This window comes from Nocardioides sp. NPDC000445 (assembly GCF_040300245.1).
Taxonomy (GTDB): Bacteria; Actinomycetota; Actinomycetes; order Propionibacteriales; family Nocardioidaceae; genus Nocardioides.
Genome location: NZ_JBEPDH010000011.1, coordinates 155048 through 178777 on the forward strand (window position 1 = coordinate 155048; position 23730 = coordinate 178777).

24 protein-coding genes are annotated in these 23730 nt (G+C 70.1%); 22 read left to right on the forward strand and 2 right to left on the reverse strand.

Annotation, left to right across the window (positions count from 1 at the left end; all coding sequences use genetic code 11):
- Nucleotides 1-15 precede the first annotated feature (15 nt).
- Nucleotides 16-477 (forward strand): DUF3224 domain-containing protein, encoded by a 462-nt coding sequence (locus ABT304_RS16550; RefSeq protein WP_160025322.1) that lies wholly within the window; start codon nucleotides 16-18, stop codon nucleotides 475-477.
- Here the strand turns inward: ABT304_RS16550 and ABT304_RS16555 are convergent.
- The gene (locus ABT304_RS16555) at nucleotides 462-1145 is read right to left on the reverse strand and encodes a winged helix-turn-helix transcriptional regulator (RefSeq protein ID WP_350716686.1); all 684 of its coding nucleotides are present in this window, start codon (nucleotides 1143-1145) and stop codon (nucleotides 462-464) included. The two genes, ABT304_RS16550 and ABT304_RS16555, sit on opposite strands and share 16 nt — an antisense overlap.
- A 177-nt stretch (nucleotides 1146-1322) precedes the next feature.
- Here ABT304_RS16555 and ABT304_RS16560 point away from each other — a divergent pair, with 177 nt between their 5' ends.
- The 10 genes from ABT304_RS16560 to ABT304_RS16605 all read left to right on the forward strand — a co-directional run bounded on the left by ABT304_RS16560 (nucleotide 1323) and on the right by ABT304_RS16605 (nucleotide 11437).
- Nucleotides 1323-2141 carry a class I SAM-dependent methyltransferase gene (locus ABT304_RS16560; protein ID WP_350716688.1) on the forward strand — a complete coding sequence of 273 codons (819 nt, stop codon included), beginning with the start codon at nucleotides 1323-1325 and terminating at the stop codon, nucleotides 2139-2141.
- 69 nt (nucleotides 2142-2210) lie between these two features.
- Nucleotides 2211-3317 carry a GuaB3 family IMP dehydrogenase-related protein gene (locus ABT304_RS16565; RefSeq protein ID WP_091051839.1) on the forward strand — a complete coding sequence of 369 codons (1107 nt, stop codon included), beginning with the start codon at nucleotides 2211-2213 and terminating at the stop codon, nucleotides 3315-3317.
- A 431-nt stretch (nucleotides 3318-3748) separates the two neighbouring features.
- Nucleotides 3749-4504 carry an SDR family oxidoreductase gene (locus ABT304_RS16570; RefSeq protein WP_350716690.1) on the forward strand — a complete coding sequence of 252 codons (756 nt, stop codon included), beginning with the start codon at nucleotides 3749-3751 and terminating at the stop codon, nucleotides 4502-4504.
- The gene (locus tag ABT304_RS16575) at nucleotides 4504-5280 is read left to right on the forward strand and encodes an SDR family oxidoreductase (protein ID WP_350716692.1); all 777 of its coding nucleotides are present in this window, start codon (nucleotides 4504-4506) and stop codon (nucleotides 5278-5280) included. Before ABT304_RS16570 ends, ABT304_RS16575 begins: the two co-directional genes overlap by 1 nt.
- Nucleotides 5277-6260, forward strand: a complete 984-nt coding sequence (locus ABT304_RS16580; RefSeq protein ID WP_350716694.1) for an NADPH:quinone oxidoreductase family protein — start codon at nucleotides 5277-5279, stop codon at nucleotides 6258-6260. The genes ABT304_RS16575 and ABT304_RS16580 overlap by 4 nt, the downstream gene beginning before the upstream one ends.
- Nucleotides 6257-6892, forward strand: coding sequence for an HAD family hydrolase (locus ABT304_RS16585; protein ID WP_350716696.1), 636 nt, complete (start codon nucleotides 6257-6259; stop codon nucleotides 6890-6892). Before ABT304_RS16580 ends, ABT304_RS16585 begins: the two co-directional genes overlap by 4 nt.
- On the forward strand, nucleotides 6889-7923 hold the full coding sequence (locus tag ABT304_RS16590; protein WP_350716698.1) for a phosphotransferase family protein: 1035 nt from the start codon (nucleotides 6889-6891) through the stop codon (nucleotides 7921-7923). Before ABT304_RS16585 ends, ABT304_RS16590 begins: the two co-directional genes overlap by 4 nt.
- Before the next feature lie 3 nt (nucleotides 7924-7926).
- The gene (locus tag ABT304_RS16595; protein ID WP_350716700.1) at nucleotides 7927-9159 is read left to right on the forward strand and encodes an acyl-CoA dehydrogenase family protein; all 1233 of its coding nucleotides are present in this window, start codon (nucleotides 7927-7929) and stop codon (nucleotides 9157-9159) included.
- The gene (locus ABT304_RS16600; RefSeq protein WP_350716702.1) at nucleotides 9156-10343 is read left to right on the forward strand and encodes an acyl-CoA dehydrogenase family protein; all 1188 of its coding nucleotides are present in this window, start codon (nucleotides 9156-9158) and stop codon (nucleotides 10341-10343) included. The genes ABT304_RS16595 and ABT304_RS16600 overlap by 4 nt, the downstream gene beginning before the upstream one ends.
- Nucleotides 10340-11437 carry an acyl-CoA dehydrogenase family protein gene (locus tag ABT304_RS16605; protein WP_350716704.1) on the forward strand — a complete coding sequence of 366 codons (1098 nt, stop codon included), beginning with the start codon at nucleotides 10340-10342 and terminating at the stop codon, nucleotides 11435-11437. Before ABT304_RS16600 ends, ABT304_RS16605 begins: the two co-directional genes overlap by 4 nt.
- Before the next feature lie 147 nt (nucleotides 11438-11584).
- Here the strand turns inward: ABT304_RS16605 and ABT304_RS16610 are convergent, their stop codons facing one another.
- Nucleotides 11585-12799, reverse strand: a complete 1215-nt coding sequence (locus tag ABT304_RS16610) for a PucR family transcriptional regulator (protein WP_350716706.1) — start codon at nucleotides 12797-12799, stop codon at nucleotides 11585-11587.
- 156 nt (nucleotides 12800-12955) lie between these two features.
- On the opposite strand from ABT304_RS16610, the gene ABT304_RS16615 reads away from it, so the two are divergent.
- The 11 genes from ABT304_RS16615 to ABT304_RS16665 all read left to right on the forward strand — a co-directional run bounded on the left by ABT304_RS16615 (nucleotide 12956) and on the right by ABT304_RS16665 (nucleotide 23709).
- Nucleotides 12956-13774 (forward strand): ABC transporter ATP-binding protein, encoded by an 819-nt coding sequence (locus ABT304_RS16615; protein WP_350716708.1) that lies wholly within the window; start codon nucleotides 12956-12958, stop codon nucleotides 13772-13774.
- Entirely contained in the window at nucleotides 13774-14478 is a 705-nt protein-coding gene (locus ABT304_RS16620; protein WP_160025311.1) for an ABC transporter ATP-binding protein, read from the forward strand. Before ABT304_RS16615 ends, ABT304_RS16620 begins: the two co-directional genes overlap by 1 nt.
- Before the next feature lie 9 nt (nucleotides 14479-14487).
- The gene (locus ABT304_RS16625; protein ID WP_160025310.1) at nucleotides 14488-15366 is read left to right on the forward strand and encodes a branched-chain amino acid ABC transporter permease; all 879 of its coding nucleotides are present in this window, start codon (nucleotides 14488-14490) and stop codon (nucleotides 15364-15366) included.
- Nucleotides 15367-15369: 3 nt separating this feature from the next.
- Complete coding sequence (locus ABT304_RS16630; protein ID WP_350716711.1) at nucleotides 15370-16452, forward strand: branched-chain amino acid ABC transporter permease; 1083 nt, start codon at nucleotides 15370-15372, stop codon at nucleotides 16450-16452.
- On the forward strand, nucleotides 16449-17777 hold the full coding sequence (locus ABT304_RS16635; RefSeq protein WP_350716713.1) for an ABC transporter substrate-binding protein: 1329 nt from the start codon (nucleotides 16449-16451) through the stop codon (nucleotides 17775-17777). The genes ABT304_RS16630 and ABT304_RS16635 overlap by 4 nt, the downstream gene beginning before the upstream one ends.
- Nucleotides 17778-17905: 128 nt before the next feature.
- Nucleotides 17906-18685 carry an SDR family oxidoreductase gene (locus ABT304_RS16640; RefSeq protein WP_350716715.1) on the forward strand — a complete coding sequence of 260 codons (780 nt, stop codon included), beginning with the start codon at nucleotides 17906-17908 and terminating at the stop codon, nucleotides 18683-18685.
- Between the two features lie 9 nt (nucleotides 18686-18694).
- Nucleotides 18695-19465 (forward strand): serine hydrolase, encoded by a 771-nt coding sequence (locus tag ABT304_RS16645; RefSeq protein WP_160025306.1) that lies wholly within the window; start codon nucleotides 18695-18697, stop codon nucleotides 19463-19465.
- Between the two features lie 2 nt (nucleotides 19466-19467).
- On the forward strand, nucleotides 19468-20577 hold the full coding sequence (locus ABT304_RS16650) for a dipeptide epimerase (RefSeq protein ID WP_350716717.1): 1110 nt from the start codon (nucleotides 19468-19470) through the stop codon (nucleotides 20575-20577).
- Nucleotides 20574-21155, forward strand: a complete 582-nt coding sequence (locus ABT304_RS16655) for a C40 family peptidase (protein ID WP_350716719.1) — start codon at nucleotides 20574-20576, stop codon at nucleotides 21153-21155. Before ABT304_RS16650 ends, ABT304_RS16655 begins: the two co-directional genes overlap by 4 nt.
- Before the next feature lie 99 nt (nucleotides 21156-21254).
- Nucleotides 21255-22994 (forward strand): glycerol-3-phosphate dehydrogenase/oxidase, encoded by a 1740-nt coding sequence (locus ABT304_RS16660; protein ID WP_160025303.1) that lies wholly within the window; start codon nucleotides 21255-21257, stop codon nucleotides 22992-22994.
- A gap of 280 nt (nucleotides 22995-23274) precedes the next feature.
- Nucleotides 23275-23709 carry a hypothetical protein gene (locus ABT304_RS16665; protein ID WP_350716721.1) on the forward strand — a complete coding sequence of 145 codons (435 nt, stop codon included), beginning with the start codon at nucleotides 23275-23277 and terminating at the stop codon, nucleotides 23707-23709.
- The last annotated feature ends 21 nt before the right edge of the window (nucleotides 23710-23730 follow it).

Consider the following 23730-nt stretch of genomic DNA (forward strand, 5'->3'; position numbering starts at 1 on the left):
CAGCAGGCTGGACCCATGACCGAGAAGAGCTACAGCAACAAGGCAAGCACCACCATGACCGTCGCGCGCTGGCACGAGGCGGCCTACGTCGACATCGACGGCGAGGGCACCACGATGGGCGACGACGTCTACATCCCCCACCGCGGCCTGACCACCGCCGAGACCGACTACACCTACGCCGGCGAGATCCAGGGCACGGGTGTCGCGCGGATGATCGGCGCCTACGGCAACCCCGCCGGCGGCGCGGTCTTCGAGGCGTACGAGCAGTTCACCGGCTCCATCGCCGGCCAGGAGGGCTCGTGCGTGTGGCGGATCAGCGGTGCGTACGCCGACAAAACTGTCCGCTCCCACCTCACCATCATCCCCGGGCTCGGCACCGGCGGCCTCGAGGGTCTCGTCGGCGAGGCCGACCTGGTCCTCTCCGAGGAGGGCGGCGGCGAGGCGTACGGCTTCGTTCTGTCCTACGACTGGAGCTGAGGGCGCGGGACGTGGGCCGCGGAGGACTGGCCGAGCCAGGCCGGGACGGCGCGGCGTACGTCCTCGGCGGCACTGATGGCGACCATCTCGGCGCGCAGCGCCGTCGGCCAGGCGAGGTCGCCGCGCCAGATCTCGGTGAGCGTACGCAGACTGCCGGTCAGCCGCGCGTCGACCTCGAACCCGGGGTCGAAGTCGCAGACCTCGGCCTGGTCGGCCGAGACCACGAGCCACCAGCGAGCGACCTTCGGCTCGACGTCGGTGAGCCGGAACTCGACCACGGTGCGCCGTCGCGGCCACACGTCGATCGGGATGGTGCGGCGCATGTCCCAGAAGAGCAGGTGCGGGTCGAGGTCGGCCTGGCCGAGCTCGCCGACCCAGCGGATGCCCCACTGGTGGAGCGCGGTGACGACCGTGGCGAGCTCCTGGCCGCTGGCGGTGAGGTGGTAGGACGTGCGCTGCTTCTCGCCGCGGCGCTGGATGATGCCGGCGCGCTCCAGCGTCCGCAGGCGCTTGGAGAGCAGGGCTGGCGACATCTTGGGCACACCCCGGCGCAGCTCGTTGAAGTGCGTGCTGCCGAGCAGCAGCTCGCGTACGACGAGCAGCGTCCACCGCTCGTCGAGCACCTCCATGGCCTTCGCCATCGGACAGAACTGGCCGTATCCCGCCACCGGACCGCCTCCTTTGCAGCCCGAGATCCTGCCATCAGTAGACCGCTGACGAGGGCGGACAGCAAGTACAGATCCTGAACTTCGATGAGTTCAGATCCGGCACTATCCGCCGGCGGCGGCACCGGGTGAGGCTGGAACCTCCAGATCAAGTCTCGGGTCAACGTCTTGGAGGAAGACATGACCGCAACACCAGCTTCACCCGACCTGAAGGCCAAGCACCGCACGATGTGGGGGCTGGGAGACTACGCCCGGGTCGCCGACGAGCTCATCCCCGAGCTCGGTCAGGTGATCGTCGAGGCGTGCGAGATCGGGCCGGGTGACCGTGTGCTCGACATCGCCGCCGGCACCGGGAACGCTGCCGTCCCTGCTGCCCTCGCGGGGGCGGACGTGATCGCGAGCGACCTGACGCCGGAGCTGCTCGAGATCGGGCAGGCTCATGCCGAAGAGGCAGGAGCCGACTCCGTCACCTGGCGCGTCGCCGACGCCGAGGCGCTGCCGTTCGACGACGCCGCGTTCGACGTGGTCATGTCCACGGTCGGCATCATGTTCGCGCCGTTCCACGAGAAGGCCGCGTCCGAGCTGCTCCGGGTCGTCCGGCCGGGTGGCCGGATCGGCCTGGTCAGCTGGACGCCGGAGGGCTTTATCGGTCAGATGTTCGCCACGATGAAACCGTTCATGGCGCCGCCGCCCCCGGGGGCGCAGCCGCCGCCGCGGTGGGGCGACGAGACCCACGTACGCGGCCTGCTGGGCGACCAGGTGACCTCCGTCCGGGCCGAGAAGCGGATGGTCGCCATCGACTCGTTCGAGACCGGCGCGGAGTTCCGTGACTTCTTCAAGGCCTGCTACGGACCGACGATCGTCGCCTATCGCGGCATCGCCGAGGACGCCGAGCGGACGGCGGAGCTCGACGCCGCGCTTGCCGAGCTGGGGGACCGCTACATCACGGCCGGGGTGATGAACTGGGAGTACCTGCTGCTGACCGCGGTGCGTAGCTAGCCCGGTCGTGCTCGCTCGGTGCGTGTGGCCTTTCCGATCTCGATCCGGTCCCGTGGAACAATCCGTCATGTGACTGAGATCGAGATCGGCCGGGCCAAGCGAGCACGACGGGCGTACGCCTTCGACGACGTGGCGATCGTGCCGTCCCGGCGCACCCGTGACACCACCGAGGTGAGCACCGACTGGCAGATCGACGCCTACCGCTTCGACATCCCGCTGATCGCGGCGCCGATGGACTCGGTGATGTCGCCGTCGACCGCGATCGCGATGGGCAAGCTCGGCGGCCTCGGGGTGCTCAACCTCGAGGGCGTGTGGACCCGTTACGACGACCCGCAGCCGCTGCTCGACGAGCTGGCCGAGCTGAGCGGTGTCGACGCGACCCGGCGCCTGCAGGAGATCTACGAGGCCCCGATCCGGGCCGAGCTGATCACCGAGCGGCTGCGCGAGGTGCGGGCCTCCGGCGTCACCGTGGCCGGGGCGCTGTCCCCGCAGCGTACGAAGGAGTTCGCCAAGGCCGTCGTCGACGCCGGCGTCGACCTCTTCGTCATCCGCGGCACCACGGTCTCGGCCGAGCACGTCTCCTCGCAGGCCGAGCCGCTCAACCTCAAGGAGTTCATCTACGAGCTCGACGTCCCGGTGATCGTGGGCGGCTGCGCGACCTACCAGGCCGCGCTCCACCTGATGCGCACCGGTGCTGCCGGCGTCCTGGTCGGCTTCGGCGGCGGTGCGGCGCACACGACCCGCACCGTGCTCGGCGTGGCCGTGCCAATGGCCTCCGCGGTGGCCGACGTCGCCGCCGCGCGCCGCGACTACCTGGACGAGTCCGGCGGCCGCTACGTACACGTCATCGCCGACGGCGCCGTCGGCCGCTCCGGCGACATCGCCAAGGCGATCGCCTGCGGCGCCGACGCGGTCATGGTCGGGAGCCCGTTCGCGCGGGCGACGGATGCCCCCGGCAAGGGATTCCACTGGGGCAACGAGGCCCACCACGCCGACCTGCCCCGCGGCGAGCGCGTCGCCTTCGAGCCCGTCGGCACCTTCGAGGAGGTCCTCTTCGGGCCTTCGCACGTCGCCAACGGCACCATGAACCTCGTCGGCGCCCTCAAGCGCGCCATGGCCACCACCGGCTACACCGACCTCAAGGAGTTCCAGCGGATCGAGGTTGTCGTCGGCTAGCAGATCCCGAGCGAAGCGAGGGAACTGCGCCGGCGACAAGATCGAGCAAGCGCGCGGCGGGCAAGCGAAGCGCGCCCGGCGCGACCGCGCGTCGAGATCTACGCATCGGCTGACGACCCTCGGCCGAATCCGCACTTCTGGCGGGCCGAATCTGTAGGTGTGGGCGACGAAACTCTGGTTTCGTCGCCCACAACTGCGTTTTCGACCGGTGCTGCCGAGGCGTCACTCCCGCAGGTCGAGGCGTCGCGTACGTCGGCCGAGACGTCAGCAGGTGACGCTTCGGCCGACCGGAGCGACCCTTCGGCCGACGGGGGTGACTTCTCGGCATTGGTTGGACGCCGACCTTCCATGTTCTTGGGCTACCCCGTAGAGTGACCGCTGTCACCACCTAAGCAAGCGCTTAGATTAGCCGAGCACACGAGGGAATGAGCATGTCGAGGTTCGAGGGACGTACGGCGATCATCACCGGGGCCAGCCGGGGCATCGGTCTGGGCATCGCCCAGCGGCTGGTGGACGAGGGGGCGAAGGTCGTCATCACGGCGCGCAAGCCCGAGGCGCTCGCGGAGGCGGTCGAGGGGCTCGGGGGCAAAGAGGTCGCCCTCGGCGTCGCCGGCAAGGCCGACGACCCCGCGCACCAGGAGGAGGTCGTCAAGGCTGCGATCGACACCTTCGGCAGCGCCGATCTGCTGGTCAACAACGCCGGCATCAACCCGAAGGCCGGCGGCCTGATCGACATGGACCGCGAGTCGGCCCGCAAGACCGTCGAGGTCAACTGCCTCTCGCCGATCGGCTGGACCCAGCAGGTCTGGCGGGCGTGGATGTCCGAGCACGGCGGCGCGATCGTCAACATCTCCTCGGTGGCCGGTCTGGCCCCGACCCCGCTGATCGCGACGTACGGCGCGAGCAAGGCGATGCTCAGCTACATCACCCAGGAGCTCTCGGTCGAGCTCGGCCCGAAGGTGCGGGTCAACGCGATCCTCCCGGCCGTGGTGAAGACCAAGTTCGCGGAGCTCCTCTACGAGGGCCGCGAGCAGGAGGTCTCGGCGGCGTACCCGCTCAAGCGCCTCGGCACCCCCGAGGACATCGCCGGGGTCGCCTCGTTCCTCCTCTCCGAGGACGCCGGCTGGATGACCGGCCAGCTCGTCACCGTCGACGGCGGCCTCACCCTCGCCGGCGGACGCGTCTGATGGCCCCGGCCCCAGGCAGCACCGCCGTCGTCACCGGAGCCGCGGGCGGAATCGGCCGTGCCCTCGCCGCCCGCCTCGTCGCCGAGGGCGTCCGCGTCGTGGTCAACGACATCGACGACGTACGCCTGACCGAGACGGCCAAGGAGATCGGCGCGCACCCGGTGGCCGGTGACGCGGCCTCGGTCGAGGGCGTGGCCCGCCTCGTCGACGCTGCGAAGGACCACCTCGGCCAGATCGACGCGTGGTACGGAAACGCCGGCATCGACCGCGGCATCGGCCTGGACTGTCCCGAGGAGGACTGGCAGGCCTCGCACGAGGTCAACGTGATGGCCCACGTCCGGGCCGCGCGTCTCCTCGTCCCCGACTGGGTCGAGCGGAAGAGTGGTCGCTTCGTGGTGACGGCGAGTGCGGCGGGGCTGCTGATGATGGTCGGTACGCCGACCTACTCGGTCACCAAGCACGCCGCGGTCGCCTTCGCGGAGTGGCTCTCGGCGACCTACCGCCACCACGGAATCGTCGTGCAGGCGATCTGCCCGCAGGGCGTACAGACCGGGATGCTCGAGCGATCGGGACCGATGGCGGGCCTGCTCAGCCGCGACGGAGCGCTGACGCCCGAGCAGGTCGCCGATGCGGCATGGGAGGCGACGACCGATGACCGCTTCCTGGTGCTGCCGCACCCGGAGGTGGGCGACTACTACGCCGCGCGGGCGACGCAGACCGACAAGTGGCTCGGCGGGATGAATCGACTCTGGCAGCACGTGGAAGGACAGGTATGAAGGCGTGGCGGATCGGCTCGCTCGGCGAGCCCAAGGACGTGATGCGGCTCGAGGAGGTGCCCGACCCGACCCCCGGAGCCGGACAGCTCGTCGTGAAGGTGCTGGCCAGCCCGGCCAACTTCCCCGACGTACTCATGTGCCGGGGCCTCTACCAGGTCAAGCCCGAGCTGCCGTTCACCGCCGGCGTCGAGCTGTGCGGTGAGGTCGTCGCGCTCGGCGACGGCGTCGAGGGGTTCCAGGTCGGAGATCGCGTCATCGGCGGCGGGTCGCTGCCGTACGGCGGCTTCGGCGAGCTCGCGCTGATGGACGCCGCGACCACGTTCCCGGCTCCGGAGGCACTCACCGACGCCGAGGCGTCGAGCCTCTACATCGGCTACCAGACCGGCTGGTTCGCGCTCCACCGCCGCGCCCACATCCAGCCCGGCGAGACGCTGCTCGTGCACGCCGCCGCGGGCGGGGTCGGCAGCGCCGCGATCCAGCTCGGCAAGGCCGCCGGCGCGACCGTGATCGGTGTCGTCGGCGGGCCGGAGAAGGCCGCGGTCGCCAAGCAGCTCGGCGCGGATGTCGTGATCGACCGTCACACCGAGGACTTCGTCAAGGTCGTCAAGGAGGTCACCGGCGGCAAGGGCGCCGACGTGATCTACGACCCGGTCGGCGGCGACACCTACGACCGCTCCACCAAGTGCATCGCCTTCGAGGGCCGGATCCTGATCATCGGCTTCGCCGGCGGCCGCATCCAGGAGGCCGCGCTCAACCACTCGCTGATCAAGAACTACTCGATCGTCGGACTCCACTGGGGCCTCTACAACGCGCTCGCGCCCGACCTGGTCGCCGAGTGCCACCGCGAGCTCACCCGGATGGCGGCCGAGGGCTCGATCAAGCCGCTGGTCAGCGAGGAGCTGCCACTGGACGAGGTGGCCGACGGCGTACAGCGCCTTGCCGACGGCACCACCGTCGGACGGGTCGTGTACGTCGCATGAAGGCTGTCATCTTCGACTACGGCGGGGTGCTGACCACGCCCATCGGCGACTCGATCCGGGCCTGGCTGGAGGCTGACGGCATCAAGCCGGAGAGCTTCACGAAGGTGCTCAAGGAGTGGCTGGGCCGCTACGCCGACGCCGGCACCCCGATCCACCGCCTCGAGCTCGGCGAGCTCTCGGTCAAGGAGTTCGACAAGCTCCTGGCCGCTCGGTTGGAGACGTACGACGGCAAGCCGGTCGATCCCGAGGGCGTCCTGTCCCGGCTCTTCGCCGGGATGCGGCCCAACCCGGAGATGTTCGCGCTGGCCGAGGAGCTCCGCGACGCCGGCATCCGGCTCGCCCTGCTCTCCAACAGCTGGGGCAACTTCTACCCGCGCAAGCAGGTCGACGCGCTGTTCGAGGTGGTGGTGATCTCCGAGGAGGTCGCCATGCGGAAGCCGGAGGCGCCGATCTTCGACCGCACCCTGAGCAGGCTCGGTCTCCCGGCCGAGGAGTGCGTCTTCATCGACGACGCAGAGCCCAACGTCCTCGGCGCCCGGGCGGTCGGTCTCGACGCCCTGCTGCACACAGACCCGGCGAGCACCCGCGCGGCGCTCGCCCGCATGATTCCCACCCTCGGAGGTGCCGCGTGACGACCGAATCGCTGCCCGGACTCGACCTGGACCGGCTCGGTCCCTGGCTGGCCAAGAACCTCGGCGGCGCCGGCGCCGACCTGAGCGCCACCCACATCTCCGGAGGCAAGTCCAACCTGACGTACGCCGTCTCCGACGGCACCCACGAGTGGATCGTCCGCCGTCCGCCGCTGGGGCACGTCCTCGCCACCGCGCACGACATGAAGCGTGAGCACACGGTGATCACCGCGCTGCGCGACACCGACGTGCCGGTGCCGCACACCTACGCGTTCTGTGACGACGAGGAGGTGCTCGGGGCGCCGTTCTACGTCATGGAGAAGGTCGACGGCCGGCCCTACCGCTACGCCCGCGAGCTCGAGCCGCTCGGTGCGGACCGCACGAAGGCGATCTCGGAGCAGCTCATCGACGTGATGGCCGCGCTGCACGCGGTCGACCCGGCCGAGGTCGGGCTGAGCGAGTTCGGCCGCCCCGAGGGCTTCCTGAGCAGGCAGGTCCGGCGCTGGAAGAAGCAGCTCGAGGCGTCGTACTCCCGCGATCTCCCCGCAGCCGACGAGCTCCACGCGCTGCTGGAGGCGCGGGTGGGTGCTGCCGAGGCCGCCTCGACCGGGCCGGGGATCGTGCACGGTGACTACCGCCTCGACAACGTGCTCACCGACGAGGCCGACCAGATCAGGGCCGTCGTCGACTGGGAGATGGCCACGCTCGGCGACCCGGTCACCGACCTGGCGATCCTGCTCACGTATCAGCGGATGGCCTCGGTCTCCGGTGACGGCACCGTGACCGACGTCAGCAACGCCCCCGGATGGCTCTCCGAGGACGAGATCATCGCCCGCTACGACGCGGCCAGCCCGCGTGACCTGAGCGAGTTCGGCTTCTACCGCGGGCTCGCCGCCTACAAGCTCGCCGCGATCCTCGAGGGGATCCACTACCGCTACCTCAAGGGCCAGACCGTGGGGCCCGGCTTCGACACGATCGGGGACGGGATCCACCCGCTCCTGGACATGGGACTGTCTGCAATGAAGGAGAAGTGACGCATGGATTTCGCACCCGACGCCAGGACCGAGGAGCTCGTCGCCTCGGTATGGGACTTCCAGAAGACGTACGTCGAGCCGAACGAGGCCGTCTTCGAGGAGCAGCTCGCGGCGCTGCCGGACAGGTGGGCCTGGGACAGCGTGCCGATCCTCGGCGAGATCCGCGCCGAGGCCCGCAAGCGCGGCCTGTGGAACCTCTTCCTGCCCGGTGAGGGCGGGGCGGGCCTGACCAACCTGCAGTACGCCCCGCTGGCCGAGATCACCGGCCGCAGCCACCTCGCGCCGGCCGCGTTCAACTGCGCCGCGCCCGACACCGGCAACATGGAGGTGCTGCACGACTTCGGCAACGAGGCGCAGCAGAAGGAGTGGCTGGAGCCGCTCCTGGACGGGCAGATCCGCAGCGCCTTCGCGATGACCGAGCCGGCCGTCGCCTCCTCCGACGCGACCAACATCGAGACCTCGATCGTGCTCGACGGCGACGAGTACGTCATCAACGGCCGCAAGTGGTGGATCACCGGCGCGATGAACCCGAACGCCAAGATCTTCATCGTGATGGGCAAGACCGACCCGTCCGCCGAGCGCCACAAGCAGCAGTCGATGATCCTGGTGCCCCGCGATACCCCGGGCCTCACGATCAAGCGCGGCATGGAGGTCTTCGGCTACGACGACCACGACCACGGCGGCCACGCGGAGCTGATCTTCTCCGACGTACGTGTCCCAGCGGGCAATCTCATCGGCACCGAGGGCATGGGGTTCGCGATCGCGCAGGCGCGCCTGGGCCCCGGCCGCATCCACCACTGCATGCGCTCCATCGGCCTGGCCGAGCGGGCGATCGAGCTGATGTGTGCCCGGGTCGAGGAGCGGGTCGCCTTCGGCAAGCCGCTCTCCGAGCAGGGCGTGATCCGCGACTGGATCGCCGAGTCGCGGGTGCGGATCGAGCAGCTGCGACTCCTGGTCCTCAAGACCGCCTGGCTGATGGACACGGTCGGCAACAAGGGCGCCCACACCGAGATCCAGGCGATCAAGATCGCCACGCCGGCGACCGTCCAGTGGATCCTCGACAAGGCGATCCAGGCCCACGGGGCCGGTGGTCTCTCCCAGGACTTCCCGCTGGCCAAGTCCTACGCCGGCATCCGTACGCTGCGGTTCGCCGACGGCCCCGACGAGGTGCACAAGAACGCCCTGGCCAAGGCCGAGCTGCGCAAGCAGGCCGCGCGGCGGGAGGGACGGCAGTGACTCCCGAGGAGCTGCAGGGCCGGGTCGAGGCGTTCCTGGCCGAGCACCCGGTCGCGACGACCGAGCCGAGTGCCTTCCTGCACGCCCGCTACCAGGCGGGCCTGGCGTGGGTCGCGTTCCCCGAGGGCCACGGCGGTCTCGGCGCCTCCCGCGCCCTGCAGCCGCTGGTCTCCGACCTCTTCGAGGCGGCCGGCGCCCCCGACAACAACCCGCGACGCAACGGGATCGGGCTCGGCATGGCCGCGCCGACGATCCTGGCCTACGGCACCCCGGAGCAGAAGTCTCGCTTCCTGGAGCCGCTGTGGTGCGGCGAGGAGATCTGGTGTCAGCTCTTCTCCGAGCCCGGCGCCGGCTCCGACCTCGCCGGCCTGGCGACCCGGGCCGTTCTCGACGGTGACGAGTGGGTCGTCAACGGGCAGAAGGTGTGGACCTCGGGCGCCCACAACGCCGACTTCGCGATCCTCGTCGCCCGCACGGATCCGGACGTCCCGAAGCACCGCGGTCTGACCTACTTCTTGTGCGATATGCACGATCCGGGCGTCGAGGTGCGGCCGCTGCGCCAGATCACCGGCGAGGCGGAGTTCAACGAGGTCTTCCTGACCGATGTGCGGATCCCCGACGCCCACCGCCTCGGCGCGGTCGGGCAGGGATGGGAGGTCGCCAACGCCACTCTCAACAACGAGCGGGTCGCCATCGGCGGCGCCGCGATGCCCCGCGAGGGCGGGATGCTCGGCGTGGTCGCCGAGTCGTGGCGTACGCATCCAGAGAACCACACCCCGGAGTTGCGCGACCGGCTGCTGAGGCTGTGGGTCGAGTCGGAGGTGGCCCGACTGACCGGAGCACGGCTGCGGCAGAAGCTGGCCGTCGGCCAGCCCGGCCCCGAGGGGTCGGCGATGAAGCTGACCTTCGCCAAGATCAACCAGCAGCTCACCGGACTCGATCTGGAGCTGCGCGGCGACGAGGGCCTCCGCTACGAGGACGGCGACGGCTGGGCGATGGTCCGGCCCGAGCACGTCGACTTCGGCGGCCGCGACGCGGTCTATCGCTACCTGCGTGCCAAGGGCAACTCCATCGAGGGCGGCACCTCGGAGATCCTGCGCAACATCGTGGCCGAGCGAGTCCTCGGTCTCCCCGGGGAGCACCGGGTCGACAAGGACGTTTCCTGGAAGGAGATCCCGCGATGAGCACTGCGCCCACCCCTGATGTCGAACTGCTCGACAACGAGCTCGACGCCGACCTGCGGTCCACGGTCAGGTCGTTCCTGGCCGAGCACTGCTCGCCGGGCGACGTGGTCAAGGCGTACGACGGGGACAGCTCGCTCACCCCGGTCCTGTGGAAGGGGCTCGCCAGCGAGCTCGGGCTCGCGGGGCTGCTGATCCCGGAGTCCTACGGCGGTGCTGGGGCATCCGCCCGTGAGGCCGCCGTGGTTCTGGAGGAGCTGGGCCGGGCGGTTGCCCCGGTGCCGTTCCTGACCAGCTCCGTCGTCGCCACCTCGGTCCTGCTGGCCGGGCCCACCGAGGCCGGTGCGGAGCTGCTGGCCGGACTGGCGTCGGGGGACCGCACCGCAGCCCTGGCCGTGTCGCTCGCGACCACGACGGTCCAGCCCCTGGAGCCGGTCGAGACCGAGATCCGGTCGGTTGCCGGCGCGCTGGAGGCGGACACGCTCCTGGTGCCCGTGACGACTCCCGACGGCATCGAGATCCGAGCCGTCCCCGCGGACCGGGCGACGATCGCCCCGGTGAGCTCGCTCGACATGACCCGCCAGCTCGCCGATGTCACCCTCGACCCGGCCGCCGGCGAGGTGGTCGTGGCCGCTGAGCACGGTGCCGAGGGCGTACGCTCCGGTCTGCTGGCCGGGGCCGCGCTGATGGCCTCCGAGCAGGTCGGCGTGGCGCAGTGGTGCCTGACCACGACGGTGGAGTATCTCAAGGTCCGGCGGCAGTTCGGCCGGATCGTCGGTGGCTACCAGGCGCTCAAGCACCGGCTCGCCGACCTCTACACCAACGTCGAGAGTGCCGGCGCGGCCGCGCGCTACGCCGCCGGGGCGCTGGCTCTCGGAGACGCGAAGGAGACCGAGATCGCGACCCATGTCGCCGCCGCGTACTGCGGTGATCTGGCCGTCACGGCGGCCGAGGAGGCGGTGCAGCTGCACGGCGGCATCGGCATGACGTGGGAGCACCCCGCCCACCTCTATCTCAAGCGGGCCAAGGCCGACCAGGTCGCGTACGGCCTCCCCGGCCTCCATCGCGACCGTCTGGGGGCCCTCGTCGACATCTAGACCGCTGGTCGAGCCGCCGGAGCCGCTAGGCGGAGGCGTGTCGAGACCAACACGGTCCGATCGAGCGCCGAGGGGACCGTGTTGGTCTCGACACGCTCGCTGGCGCGAGGGTCTGAACGAAGTGGCCCTCGACCAGCGGGGGCGAGGCTACTTCTCCAGTGCCATCAGGGCGAGAGCGAACAGGAGCCGGTCGCGCGGGTCGGAGATGCTCTTCGCGGTCAGGTCCTGGATCTGCTTGATGCGGTAGATGACCGTGTTGCGGTGGCAGATCAGGTCCTCGGCGGCGTGGGTGGGGGAGCCGCCGTGCGCGATGAGGGCTCGGAGCGTCGCCAGCAGTACGTCGGACTGGTGGGTCGGCTGCGCCAGGATCGGGCCGAGGGTTCGGCGTACGAGCAGGTGGGAGACGGCGGGTGAGGCGGTCAGCAGCACCTGCGGCAGACGGTCGTCGACGACCGCGATGTCCGTACGCCCTCGGGGCACCGTCTCCACCGTGTGGGTGGCCAGCTGGAAGGCGGTGCCGAAGCCGCTGAGGTCATCGGCGGTGGCGATCCCGACCCGGCCCGAGTTGCAGCAGGCGAGCTGGTCGACCAGATCGGCGACGGCCTCCGCGACCGGGCGCGACCCCAACGGGACCAGCCCGAAGTGGTGGTCGCCGCGTACGTGCCAGAACGACACCAGACCGGCCTTCTCCAACCGATCGTCGGGGTTGCGCAGCGGCGAGTCGCGGTTGCCGTCGAAGGCCGCGACCACGCAGGCCATCCGCGCGTCGGCGGCGACCCCGAGGATGTCCTGCACCTCGGCGGCGAACGCGGGGTCGCCGCCGCGACCCTCGGCGAGCCCGTCGAGGAGCCGGCCCTGGAGCTGCAGGTCGCGGCGCTGCAGCAGCGCCGCCTCCTTCCGGTAGGCCCCCGACATGACCGAGTTCTGCACGTCCAGGTCGGTCCACACCTGGCGCCCGGCCAGCACCATCACCCGGTCGTCGATCCCGAGCTCCTCCTGCTGGTGGACCATCGCCTCCCACAGCATCCGGGTGCCGACGGTGTAGGCGTTGAGGCAGTACTCCAGAGGTACGCCCTGCCGCGCCCGCCGCCGGCCGGTCTCGCGCCACAGGTCGACGGGATTGGCTCCCGGGGTCATTCCGGCCATGGCCCGGATGCCGCGGCGTACGTGCTCCCGCGTGCTCGAGCGCAGGTCGGCCCGCACCGACGGCTCGGCGTTCTGGTGCCACTCCGGCTGGATCGCGATCAGGGTCAGCGTGATGTCGTCGGCGATCGCGTCCGCCTGGCTCACCAGCGAGGCCCAGGCACGCTCGACCAGCGGGCGGAGTTCCGCGTCGGGAGCTGTGTCACTCGTCACACCCATGTGCGGAGCGTCCCATGCCCACTGCCGCATCCGCCAGTAAACCAGGGAATCTCGGTCGGAGCGCCCGAAAGATTTTGTGCTCACTGCCCATATCCCCAGTTGTGCGGAGAGTCCAAAGTGATAGCCGTCACAACGGGTGAAGGGAGCATGATGCAGATGCCTGGCGAAGACCCACCGCTGTTCGCGGTCGAGGGAGTCTCGGTCCGGTTCGGGGGCGTGCGCGCCCTCGAGGACGTCTCCTTGGAGGTCGCGCCCCATGAGGTGCTCGGCGTCATCGGCCCCAACGGTGCCGGCAAGACCACACTGTTCAACGTCGTGTGCGGCTTCGTCAGCCCCGCCGAGGGCGAGCTCCGGCTGCGCGGCGAGACGATCCACGACCTCCGCCCGCACCAGCTCGCCGGCCACGGCATCGCCCGGACCCTGCAGGGGCTCGGGCTCTTCGAGCGGATGACGGTGCTCGACAACGTGATGGTCGGCGCGGACCGACTCGCCCGCGCCGGCTTCGTGCGCGGGCTGCTCGGGCTCGGCCACCGCGACGACGCCCGGCTGGCCGCCAAGGCGCGCGAGGTCCTCGGCGAGCTCGGGATCGAGTCGTACGCCTCCCGCTACCCGGGCAGCCTGCCGTACCCGATCCGGAAGAAGGTCGCGCTCGCACGGGCCCTGGTGGCCGAGCCCGAGCTGCTGCTCCTCGACGAGCCCGCCAGCGGGCTGAGCGCCGAGGAGATGACCGAGCTCGGCGAGATCATCACCGGCCTGACCGAACGCACCGCCGTGATGCTCGTCGAGCACCACATGGACCTGGTGATGTCCGTCTGCCACCGGATCACGGTGCTCGACTTCGGCCGGGTCATCGCCGCCGGCTCGCCCGACGAGATCCGCAACGACCCGGCAGTCCTCGCCGCCTACCTGGGTGACCAGGTCGATCACGACGACGCCGCCGAGGTCCACGCACTGACCGTCGCCGAGGAGGCCTGATGTTCGCCGTCGAGGACCTGAGCGCTGCGTACGGACCCGTCAAGGCGCTCAACGGCGTCACCTTCACCGCCTCGAGAGGCCAGGTCACCGCCGTCCTGGGCGCCAACGGCGCCGGCAAGACCACGCTGCTGCGCACCGTGTCCGGCCTGGTGAAGTCCAGCAAGGGCACCGTGACGCTGAACGGCAAGGACATCACGCGCACCGCGACCGAGAAGCTGACCTCGTACGGCCTCTCCCACGTCCCGGAGGGACGCGGCGTGATCGCCGAGCTGACCGTCACCGAGAACCTCCGGCTCGGCGGCCTGCACCGCGCGACCGGCTCCGAGCCGATGCCGGTCGAGCGGGTCTTCGAGCTCTTCCCGCGCCTGGGCGAGCGCCGCGAGGCCACCGCTCACATGCTCTCGGGCGGTGAGCGGCAGATGCTCGTCATCGGGCGCGCGCTGATGGCGCGACCGACCGTGCTCCTGCTCGACGAGCCGTCCCTGGGGCTCGCGCCCCGGGTGGTGGCCCAGATCTTCGACCTGCTCCGCGGGCTGGTGCAGACCGAGGAGCTCACCGTCGTCCTGGTCGAGCAGAACGCCCGCAGTGCCCTGTCCATCGCTGACCACGGAGTCGTGCTCAACCTCGGCAAGGTCGTCGCCTCGGCGCCCGCTGCCGAGCTGGCCGCCGACGAGCAACTCCGCCACGCCTATCTCGGGTTCTGAGGAGCAGACATGCAGCAGTTTCTCGACACCACCCTCGGCGGGCTGGTCCTGGGCGCGGTCTACGCCGCGTTCGCGCTGGCCCTGTGCCTGATCTGGCGCTCCACCCGGATCGTCAACTTCGCCCAGGCGGCGATGGCCATGGTCACCACCTACATCGCGCTCTCGCTGATCAACGCCGACGTGCCCTACTGGGTCGCCTTCCTGGCCGCGATCGCCGCCGGGTTCGGGCTCGGCGCCGTGATCGAGCGGGTGATCATCCGCCCGGTCGAGGGCAAGGCCGAGCTCAACGCGGTGATCCTCACCCTCGGGCTGTTCATGGTGCTCCACGGCTTGACCGCGATCACCTTCGGCGTCCAGCACCGCGGCTTCCCGGCCCCGGTCAGCACCAACGCGATCAACGTCGGGGACACCTCGATCGGGATCACCCCGTTCGGCATCCTCACGATCGTCGTGGTCGCCGTCGTGATGGCCGGGCTCGTGGTCCTCTTCCGCTTCACCGACCTGGGGCTGCGGATGCGGGCGTCCGCGTTCAACGGCGAGGTGTCCCGGCTCCTGGGCGTACGCGTCGGCCGCATGCTCACCCTCGGCTGGGCGCTCGCCGCGGCCGTCGGCGCGGTGGCCGGGATGCTCATCGCCGGCGGCGACCTGGTGAACCCGGCCTTCATGGACCCGTTCGTGATCTACGGCTTCATCGCCGCCGTGCTGGGCGGCCTCGACTCGCCGCTCGGGTCGGTGATCGGCGGCCTGATCCTCGGCCTCTCGCTCTCCTACGTCACCGGCTACGTCGGTGAGCACCTGGCGCCGCTGGTCGCGCTCGGGATCTTGATGGTGGTGCTGCTGGTACGTCCCAGCGGCCTCTTCGCGGCGGCTGCGGCCAGGAGGGTCTGACCCATGGAACGTCTGCGCTCACTCGTCCGTCCGGTGACCTCGGTGCCGCTGGCACGTCACCTCGTCGCGGCCCTGGTCGCCTTCGTGGTGGCGATGGCGGTCATCGGCAGCTCCAGCCAGTACCTGCAGACCCGCTACGCCGAGATGGCCTACTTCGCCATCGCCGCCGGCGGGCTCACCCTCCTGACCGGTCTCTCCGGCCAGCTCTCGCTGGGCCACGGCGCACTCATGGCCGTCGGGGCGTACGCCGCCACCCAGGTGCTCGAGCGCACCGGCGGCGAGACCCTGGCCGACGTCTTCGTCGCCCTGCTCGTCGCGATCGCGGTCTGTGCTGTGGTCGGGGTGGTGGTCGGGGTCCCGGCGGCGCGGCTGCACGGGCCCTACATCGCCGGCGCGACCCTGACGCTGGCCGTGGCGGTGCCCCGGTTGGCCAACCAGTGGGAGGTCCTCGGCGGTGAGCAGGGGCTCCAGGTGCCGGTTCCCCGCGCGACCGACCTCCCGGCCTGGATCCAGGACCTGGTCTGGTTCTTCACCGCGGTGGAGATCGACCAGTACTCCTTCCTCGCCTACCTCGGCTGGCTGCTCCTCGCGATCACCTTCGTGGCGCTCGCCAACCTGAGCCGCTCGCGGGTCGGTCGGCGCTGGCGGGCGGTGCGGGACGACGACGTCTCCGCCGAGCTGGCCGGCATCCACCTGGGCCGTGCCCGCGTGGTCGCCTTCACCGTCAGCGCCATGGCTGCCGGGCTGGCCGGCGGCCTGATGGCCATGAACGTACGTCTCACGGCGCCGGGCGCGTTCACGATCACGCTCTCTCTGACGCTCCTGGCCGCTGTCGTCCTGGGCGGGCTCGGCAGCCTGACCGGAGCGCTCATCGGGGCCGGCGTACTCGCCTTTCTTCCTCACTTCGCCACCGATCTCGGGGAGTCGGTCGGGCTCAGCGCAACCCAGGCCGCGGAGGTCACCCCGGTGGTCTACGGACTGGTGCTGATGCTCGTCATCCTCCTCGCTCCGGCAGGGATCGTCGGCAGCCTGCGCACCTTCCTAGCGCGCTCAACTCTCGGGTCAACCAAGGAGAAGACAACATGAGAACCACTGCACGCAGAGCCGTACAGGTCGTCTGTGTCCTCACCACTGCCTCCCTCCTCGCGGCCTGTGGCGCGGGGAAGGAGAGGCCTTCCGAGGACGGGTCGGCGGTCGGTGTCACCGACACCTCGATCAAGGTCGGTGCGCACTTCCCGCTGACGGGGCCGGCCGCGCCCGGCTACTCGGAGATCCCGTCCGGCCACCAGGCGTTCTACGAGTACGTCAACGACAACGGTGGCGTCCACGGCCGGGACATCGAGATGGTCGTCAAGGACGACGCCTACAACCCGACCAACACCAGCGCGGTCACCAACGACATGATCCTGCAGGACGAGATCTTCGCGATGGTCGGTGGCCTCGGCACCCCCACGCACCGCGCGGTCGTCCAGCGCCTCAACGACGACGGCATCCCCGACCTGTTCGTCTCCAGCGGCTCGCTGCAGTGGGGCGACAACCCGTCCGGCTCGCCGATGACGTTCGGCTGGCAGCCGGACTACGAGATCGAGGGCAAGGTCATCGGTCAGTACATCAAGGAGAACATGCCCGACGCCAAGGTCGGTCTCTTCCTGCAGGACGACGACTTCGGCGAGGACGGCGAGAAGGGCGCACGGCAGTTCCTCGACGCCCAGATCGTCGACGTACAGAAGTACACGCCGGGTGGGTCGACCGACTTCTCCCCCCAGATGTCCTCGTTCAAGTCCAAGGGCGTCGACCTGGTGATCGGCTTCAACACGCCGTCCTACACCGCGCTGAGCCAGATCGCCGCGCAGGGCGTCGGCTTCAAGTCGAAGTGGTTCTACTCGAACGTCGGCTCGGACCCGGCGCTCGTCGGCGGGCTGCTGGCCTCGATGACCAAGGGCAAGATCCCGGCCGAGCAGGGCGTGAAGCTGATGGACGGGATGATGACGACCGAGTACATCCCCGGCGTCGACGCTCCTGACGACGAGTGGGTCAAGCTGTGGCAGAAGGTCTGGGACGAGTACTCCAAGAAGGGCTCGGAGAAGCTGACCAACTACCGGATCTACGGCATGTCGCAGGCCTATACCTTCGTCCAGGCGCTGCAGGCCAACGGCAAGGATCTGACCCGCGAGTCGATCGTGGAGACCATCGAGAAGGAGGGTTCCTCCTTCGAAGGACCCGGGATGGCGCCCTTCCGGTTCTCCGAGGACTCCCACATGGGCATCTCCGGGATGAGCGTGGTCGAGATCAAGAACGGTGCCTCGGAGCCGCTCACGCCGGTCCTCGTCACCGACATCGGCGACGCCCCCATCGAGGAGGACGACAGCGCTGCCTCGGACGCCCCGCCCTCGTCGGGGATCCCGGAGTGAGTGCGGGTCCCGTAGATCGGCACTGATCCGGCACCACCGGATACTGATCAGTAGGTTGCTGCACGTTCACGGACCGGCCTCGGTTACAGTGATTAACCCTCACTAACGCCACTGGAGGTGGTCGGTCCGTGAACGTACTCGCACCCGGGAGCGGGGTGGTTGTGACCGGAGCAGCCCGAGGGATCGGGAGAGCCCTGGCCATGCGGTTCGCAGCGGAGGGGTGTCGTGTCGTCGTGGCGGACATCGAGACCGCCGAGCTCAACTCCGTGGCGGACTCGATCGGCGCCCTGGCGGTCCCCGGGGACGCCGCCTCGGCCGCCGGCACCGCGGCGCTGGTGGACGCTGCCCGGGAGGAGCTCGGCAAGATCGACGCCTGGTACGGCAACGCGGGAGTCGAGCGCGGCCGCGGGCTCGAGGCCTCGGACCACGCCTGGATGACCTCGTACGAGGTCAACGTCCTCGCCCACGTACGCGCAGCGCGGCTGCTGCTGCCGGAGTGGGTCGCCCGCGGCGCCGGCCGGTTCGTGGTCACCTCCTCCTCAGCGGGTCTCCTCACGCTGCTCGGCTCCCCGTCGTACGCGGCGACCGAGCATGCCGAGATCGCCTTCGCCGAGTGGCTCGCCGCCACCTACCGGCACCAGGGCGTCGTCGCTCAGGCGATCGTCGCGCGCAGCGTGAAGACGGCGATGCTCGAACGCTCCTCCGGACTCCCGGGTTTCCGGTCGGCCGAGGGTGCGCTCACCGCCGAGGAGGTCGCCGACGCCGTCTGGGAAGCCGGGCAGAGCTCGCGGTTCTGGATCTCGCTCGAGCCCGACGTGGCCGAGGAGTACGCCACGCGTGCCTCGGACGTCGACACCTGGATCGACGACGTGAACCGTGTACGGCAGGAGCTCGACCGAACCGACTAGTCTCGAGCCGTGGAACCTTTGGTCTCGACCTGGCTCAGCGGCCTCGACGGCATCCCGACGCAGGCGCAGAACGTCAACCAGCAGCACTATGCGGCGAGCCTGATGAAGGTGCCCGTCGCGATCGCCGCCTATCGGCTGCGCGACCGCGGGCTGCTGTCGCTCGATGAGCCGATCACGGTGCATCCCGACTTCGACTCCGCCGTCGTCGGTGCGCGGTTCGAGATGTCGCAGGAGGAGGATCAGGATCCTGAGACCTGGGCGGCGGTCGGCTCGCCGCTGCCGCTGGGTGATCTCGTACGCCGCTCCCTGACCGTCTCCGGCAACCTGGCCGTCAACCTCGTGCTCGAGCGGGTCGGGCTCGAGGAGGTCGCCGCGGTGCTCGCCGACGCGGGCGTGACGCCGATGACGACGGTCTCGCGGGGGATCGAGGACGCGCCCGCGCGCGAGGCCGGGCTGCAGAACCTGGTGACCGCCAACGACATGGGCAAGCTGCTCACCAAGCTCGCCTCCGGCCGGCTGCTCTCGCCCGAGTCGACCGCCGAGCTCGAGGGGATCCTGGTCGCCCAGGAGTATCGCGACGCGATCCCGCTCGGCGTCCCCGAGGACGCGGTCGTCGGCAACAAGACCGGCTGGATCGACGGCGTACGCCACGACATGGCGATCATCCGGCCGGCTCAGGGTGAACCGCAGGTGATGGTCGTGCTCACGACCGGCCTGGACGACGACGAGTCGGAGTTCCGGATCAGCGAGGTCGCTCGCTATCTGTGGTCGACCCTGTGACGGTGCCTCGGGTCGCCGCGGTGCGCACTCGGCGGGTCCGGGTGCCGCTGCACACCCCGTTCGTGACCGCGCTGCGGCGTACCGACTTCGCCGAGACCGTCGTCGTGACCGTCGAGGACTCCGACGGGTGCGTCGGCTGGGGTGAGGCTCCGCAGGTCTGGAAGGTCACCGGCGACTCGCTCGCGGGGTCCGCCGCGGCGCTGGAGGGGCCGATCTCGGATGTCCTGGTCGGTGCCGCCGCCGAGCTGTCGTCTGCCGGTCTGATCCAGGGCGCGGTCGTCGGCAACCGCTCGGCCAAGATGGCCGCCGACATCGCACTGCACGACCTCGTCGCCCGGAGGGCCGGTGTGTCCATGGTCGAGCATCTGCAGTCTCATGCGTCACAGCGCTCAGGAATACCCGGTGAACCGGGTATTCCAACGCAGCTCACGACCGACATGACCCTCTCCGTAGGCACCCCCGACGAGCTGGCGGAGGCAGCGGCCGCCCGAGCGCGAGACGGGTTCAAGACGCTCAAGATCAAGGTCGGGACCGATGCCGCTGGCGATGCCGAGCGGGTGCTCGCGGTCCGCGAGGCAGCCCCGGGATGCGTACTCAGGCTCGACGCCAACACCGGCTGGCGGGCGGACGAGGCGGTGGCGGTGCTGACGACCCTCGCCGACCAGGATGTCGAGCTGGAGTTCGTCGAGCAGCCGGTCGCCAGGCGGGACCTGGAGGCGATGGCGTACGTCCGTCGCCACCAGCCTTACAAGATCCTGGCCGACGAGTCGGTCTTCGACCTCGAGGACCTCGTCGACGTCATCCGGGCCGGCGCGGCCGATGCGGTCAACGTCAAGCTTGCCAAGTGCGGCGGGATCACGCCCGCGGTCGAGCTGCTGGAGGTCGCGAAGCTGCACGGCCTCGGCCGGCTCGTCGGCTGCATGATGGAGTCGCACCTCGGCATCGGCGCGGCCGCGGCACTGGTCGCGGCGGGCGGCATCCCCGGCGAGCAGGACCTCGACGCGGGATGGTGGGCGAGGACCAGTCCGTATATCGGTGGCATCGGCTACGACGGCCCCCGCATCCTGTTCCCCGACGCCCCCGGCCTCGGCATCGAAGGAGTCCTCTCGTGACCACCGTGAACCAGCCCACCTTCGTCGTCTCCGAGCCCGCCGACGACGCCGAGCACGAGACGGAGGTCGTCCCGGGCGAGGAGATCGTCGTCCTGAAGAGGCAGGGGGAGTGGGCGTACGTCGTGGTCCCCTCTCACGCCTCCACGAAGGACGAGCGCGGCTATCCCGGCTGGTTGCCGACAGCTGCCATCGCCGAGCCCGTGGCCACCCTGCTGGGCAAGGCTCGCAGCTTCCTCGGCGTCCCCTACGTCTGGGGCGGCACCACCGACGCGGGCATCGACTGCTCCGGCCTGGTCTTCCGAGCCGCGGAGGCCATCGGCGTACGTGTCCCGCGAGACGCCCGCGACCAGGCCGCCGCGCTCGCGACGATCGACCTCGACGAGGTCCGTCCGGGCGACCTCTACTTCTTCGCCCAGGATCCCGGCGACCGCATCACCCACGTGGCCATCGCCACCGCGCCCCCGGAGCCCGACGGCGTACGTCCGATGATCCACGCCGACGGCGACAAGATGGTCGTCGTCGAGGAGCCGATGCCTCCCGACCGGCTCGCCACCCTCGTCAGCGCCGCGCGTCTGTGACCGCCTGTCTGTGACGGCTGCGTGACGTATCGAGCGGCGCCGGTGAATTTCTCGCGCGCCAGAAGTGACAATTCGACGTGGTGAGTTAACTTCGAACGTATGACTCGTACAGGGGCACTGAGTCCACACAGCCGCGACCTCGCGATCGGCACGATGGTCGGTGCGGCGGGGGAGACCGAGCTCGACGTACTCGTCGTCGGTGGGGGTGTGACCGGCGCCGGGGTGGCGCTGGACGCCGTCACCAGAGGCCTGAGCACGGGGCTGGTGGAGCAGCGCGACCTGGCCTCGGGAACGAGCTCGCGGAGCTCGAAGCTCGTCCACGGCGGACTTCGCTACCTCGAGATGCTCGACTTCGAGCTGGTCCGCGAGGCGCTCCAGGAGCGTGGTCTGCTGCTCAACACCCTGGCCCCGCACCTGGTCCGGCCGGTGCCGTTCCTCTACCCGCTGACCAACCCGGTGTGGGAGCGCGCCTACATCGGCGCCGGCCTCGCGCTCTACGACGGGATGGCGAGCTTCGGGCCGCTCTCCGGGATGGGCAACTCCGGCCTCCCGCGCCACCGCCACCTCACCCGCCGGGGCGTCGCCCGGATCGCCCCCGACTTCCGCACCGATGCGATCACCGGCGCGATCCAGTACTACGACGCCCAGGTCGACGACGCCCGCCTGGTCATGACGATCGCCCGCACCGCGGCCTCCCACGGCGCCCATATCGCGACCCGCGTCCAGGTGACCGGGTTCCTGCGCGAGGGCGAGCGGGTCGTCGGCGTCCGAGCCCGCGACCTCGAGCACGACCAGGACCTGGTCATCCGGGCCAAGACGGTCGTCAACGCCGCCGGGGTGTGGACCGACGAGATCCAGGACATGGTCGGCGGCCGCGGCGCCCTGCACGTCAAGGCGTCCAAGGGCATCCACCTCGTCGTCCCGCGCGACCGGATCCGCTCCGAGTCCGGCTTCATCGTCCGCACCGAGAAGTCGGTCCTCTTCGTGATCCCGTGGGGCCGCCACTGGATCATCGGCACCACCGACACCCCGTGGACGTACGACCTCGCCCACCCGGCGGCCTCCAAGACCGACATCGAGTACGTCCTGGAGCACGTCAATGCGATCCTGCGCGTGCCGCTCGACCTGGAGGACGTCGAGGGCGTGTACGCCGGGCTCCGCCCGCTCCTGACCGGCGAGTCCGAGCAGACCGCCGCTCTCAGCCGCGAGCACACCGTGGTCACGCCGCTGCCGGGCCTCGTGCTGATCGCCGGCGGCAAGCTGACGACCTACCGGGTGATGGCCAAGGACGCCGTCGACGCCGCGGCCCACTCGCTCGGTACGACCACCAACATGACCCTGCGCGACTCGATCACCGACAAGGTCCGACTCGTCGGCGCAGAGGGCTTCGAGACCCGCTCGAACCAGCGCGTCCTTCTCGCCCGCCGCTCCGGCCTCCACGTCGCCCGGATCGACCACCTCCTGGGCCGCCACGGCGGCCTGATCGACGACGTGCTCGACCTCATCCAGGAGCGCCGCCCGCTCGCGCTGCCCCTGGAGGGCGCCGAGGACTACCTGGCCGCCGAGGTCGTCTACGCCGTCAACAACGAGGGCGCCCGCCACCTCGACGACGTGCTCGAGCGCCGCACCCGGATCTCGATGGAGACCTTCGACCGCGGCGTCAGCGCTGCCCCGGGGGTCGCCAAGATCATGGCCGACGAGCTCGGCTGGGACGAGACGCGCACCAAGGAGGAGGTCGACCACTACCTGCGCCGCATCGAGGCCGAGCGCCGTTCCCAGCTCCAGGTCACCGACGAGGAGGCCGACCGCGCTCGTCTCGAGGTCGAAGACCTCGTCTGACCTGTCTGCGGTGAAGGCAAAATTCGGGGCGAGGAAGTTGGATCTGAGCCGCCGTCGACGTCATCGAATCGGGGTGGGGGTTCTCCTGGTGGCGGGTGTCATCGCGTGTGCCTTCCTGGTTGCACGGTCGGACTCCACGTGGCTCCAGGTTGCCGGGGGATGCGGGGTGATCGCATGCGGCGTATCAGCCCATGTTGTGTACGCGCCACGGGGACGACTGGAACCGGAGGCATTCGGCGGAGGCGTACTGCTGCCGCGACGCCCAGGTTATGCCGCCGAAATGTTCGCCATCTGCTTGTTCGGGGCTGTCGGAGGCGGCATTGCCGGGGTCGTCTCGCTCCTTGCCGATGCAGGGGATCGTCGCGCGGGAGCGCTCGTCATCTGCGCGCCGGGATTACTCGCACTGGCCGGCTTCATGGCCGTCGCCATCGTCCGTCGTCGGGGCGGCCTGCTCTTGACCCCGGATGGTTTGACCTCCTACCCGGTGCTGAGCCGATCACGCACCGTGTTGTGGCGCGACATCATCGAGGTGGAGAGCGATCCGCTCTGGGACGGGTGGATCGGGCTGCGCCTGCGTGGTGACGAGGAGATCAAGGTTGGTATCTCGGCTGTTGCTCTCCCCGGCAAAGAGGTCATCGGTCTTGTGTCCCGGTACGCCAAGACCCCTGCCGACCGCGCAGAGCTGGCGTCCTTGGAGCGGTTCACCTCAAGTTGATGGTGCTCGCGGGTCGCGACC

Excerpts from the sequence above, each read along its gene's own strand:
- ABT304_RS16595 (WP_350716700.1), top strand. The coding sequence starts at position 7,927 with ATGGATTTCGCACCCGACGCCAGGACCGAGGAGCTCGTCGCCTCGGTA.
- ABT304_RS16665 (WP_350716721.1), top strand. The coding sequence starts at position 23,275 with ATGTTCGCCATCTGCTTGTTCGGGGCTGTCGGAGGCGGCATTGCCGGG.
- ABT304_RS16560 (WP_350716688.1), top strand. The coding sequence starts at position 1,323 with ATGACCGCAACACCAGCTTCACCCGACCTGAAGGCCAAGCACCGCACG.
- ABT304_RS16615 (WP_350716708.1), top strand. The coding sequence starts at position 12,956 with ATGCCTGGCGAAGACCCACCGCTGTTCGCGGTCGAGGGAGTCTCGGTC.
- ABT304_RS16580 (WP_350716694.1), top strand. The coding sequence starts at position 5,277 with ATGAAGGCGTGGCGGATCGGCTCGCTCGGCGAGCCCAAGGACGTGATG.
- ABT304_RS16570 (WP_350716690.1), top strand. The coding sequence starts at position 3,749 with ATGTCGAGGTTCGAGGGACGTACGGCGATCATCACCGGGGCCAGCCGG.
- ABT304_RS16550 (WP_160025322.1), top strand. The coding sequence starts at position 16 with ATGACCGAGAAGAGCTACAGCAACAAGGCAAGCACCACCATGACCGTC.
- ABT304_RS16660 (WP_160025303.1), top strand. The coding sequence starts at position 21,255 with ATGACTCGTACAGGGGCACTGAGTCCACACAGCCGCGACCTCGCGATC.
- ABT304_RS16575 (WP_350716692.1), top strand. The coding sequence starts at position 4,504 with ATGGCCCCGGCCCCAGGCAGCACCGCCGTCGTCACCGGAGCCGCGGGC.
- ABT304_RS16635 (WP_350716713.1), top strand. The coding sequence starts at position 16,449 with ATGAGAACCACTGCACGCAGAGCCGTACAGGTCGTCTGTGTCCTCACC.
- ABT304_RS16605 (WP_350716704.1), top strand. The coding sequence starts at position 10,340 with ATGAGCACTGCGCCCACCCCTGATGTCGAACTGCTCGACAACGAGCTC.
- ABT304_RS16610 (WP_350716706.1), bottom strand. The coding sequence starts at position 12,799 with ATGGGTGTGACGAGTGACACAGCTCCCGACGCGGAACTCCGCCCGCTG.
- ABT304_RS16630 (WP_350716711.1), top strand. The coding sequence starts at position 15,370 with ATGGAACGTCTGCGCTCACTCGTCCGTCCGGTGACCTCGGTGCCGCTG.
- ABT304_RS16625 (WP_160025310.1), top strand. The coding sequence starts at position 14,488 with ATGCAGCAGTTTCTCGACACCACCCTCGGCGGGCTGGTCCTGGGCGCG.
- ABT304_RS16585 (WP_350716696.1), top strand. The coding sequence starts at position 6,257 with ATGAAGGCTGTCATCTTCGACTACGGCGGGGTGCTGACCACGCCCATC.
- ABT304_RS16620 (WP_160025311.1), top strand. The coding sequence starts at position 13,774 with ATGTTCGCCGTCGAGGACCTGAGCGCTGCGTACGGACCCGTCAAGGCG.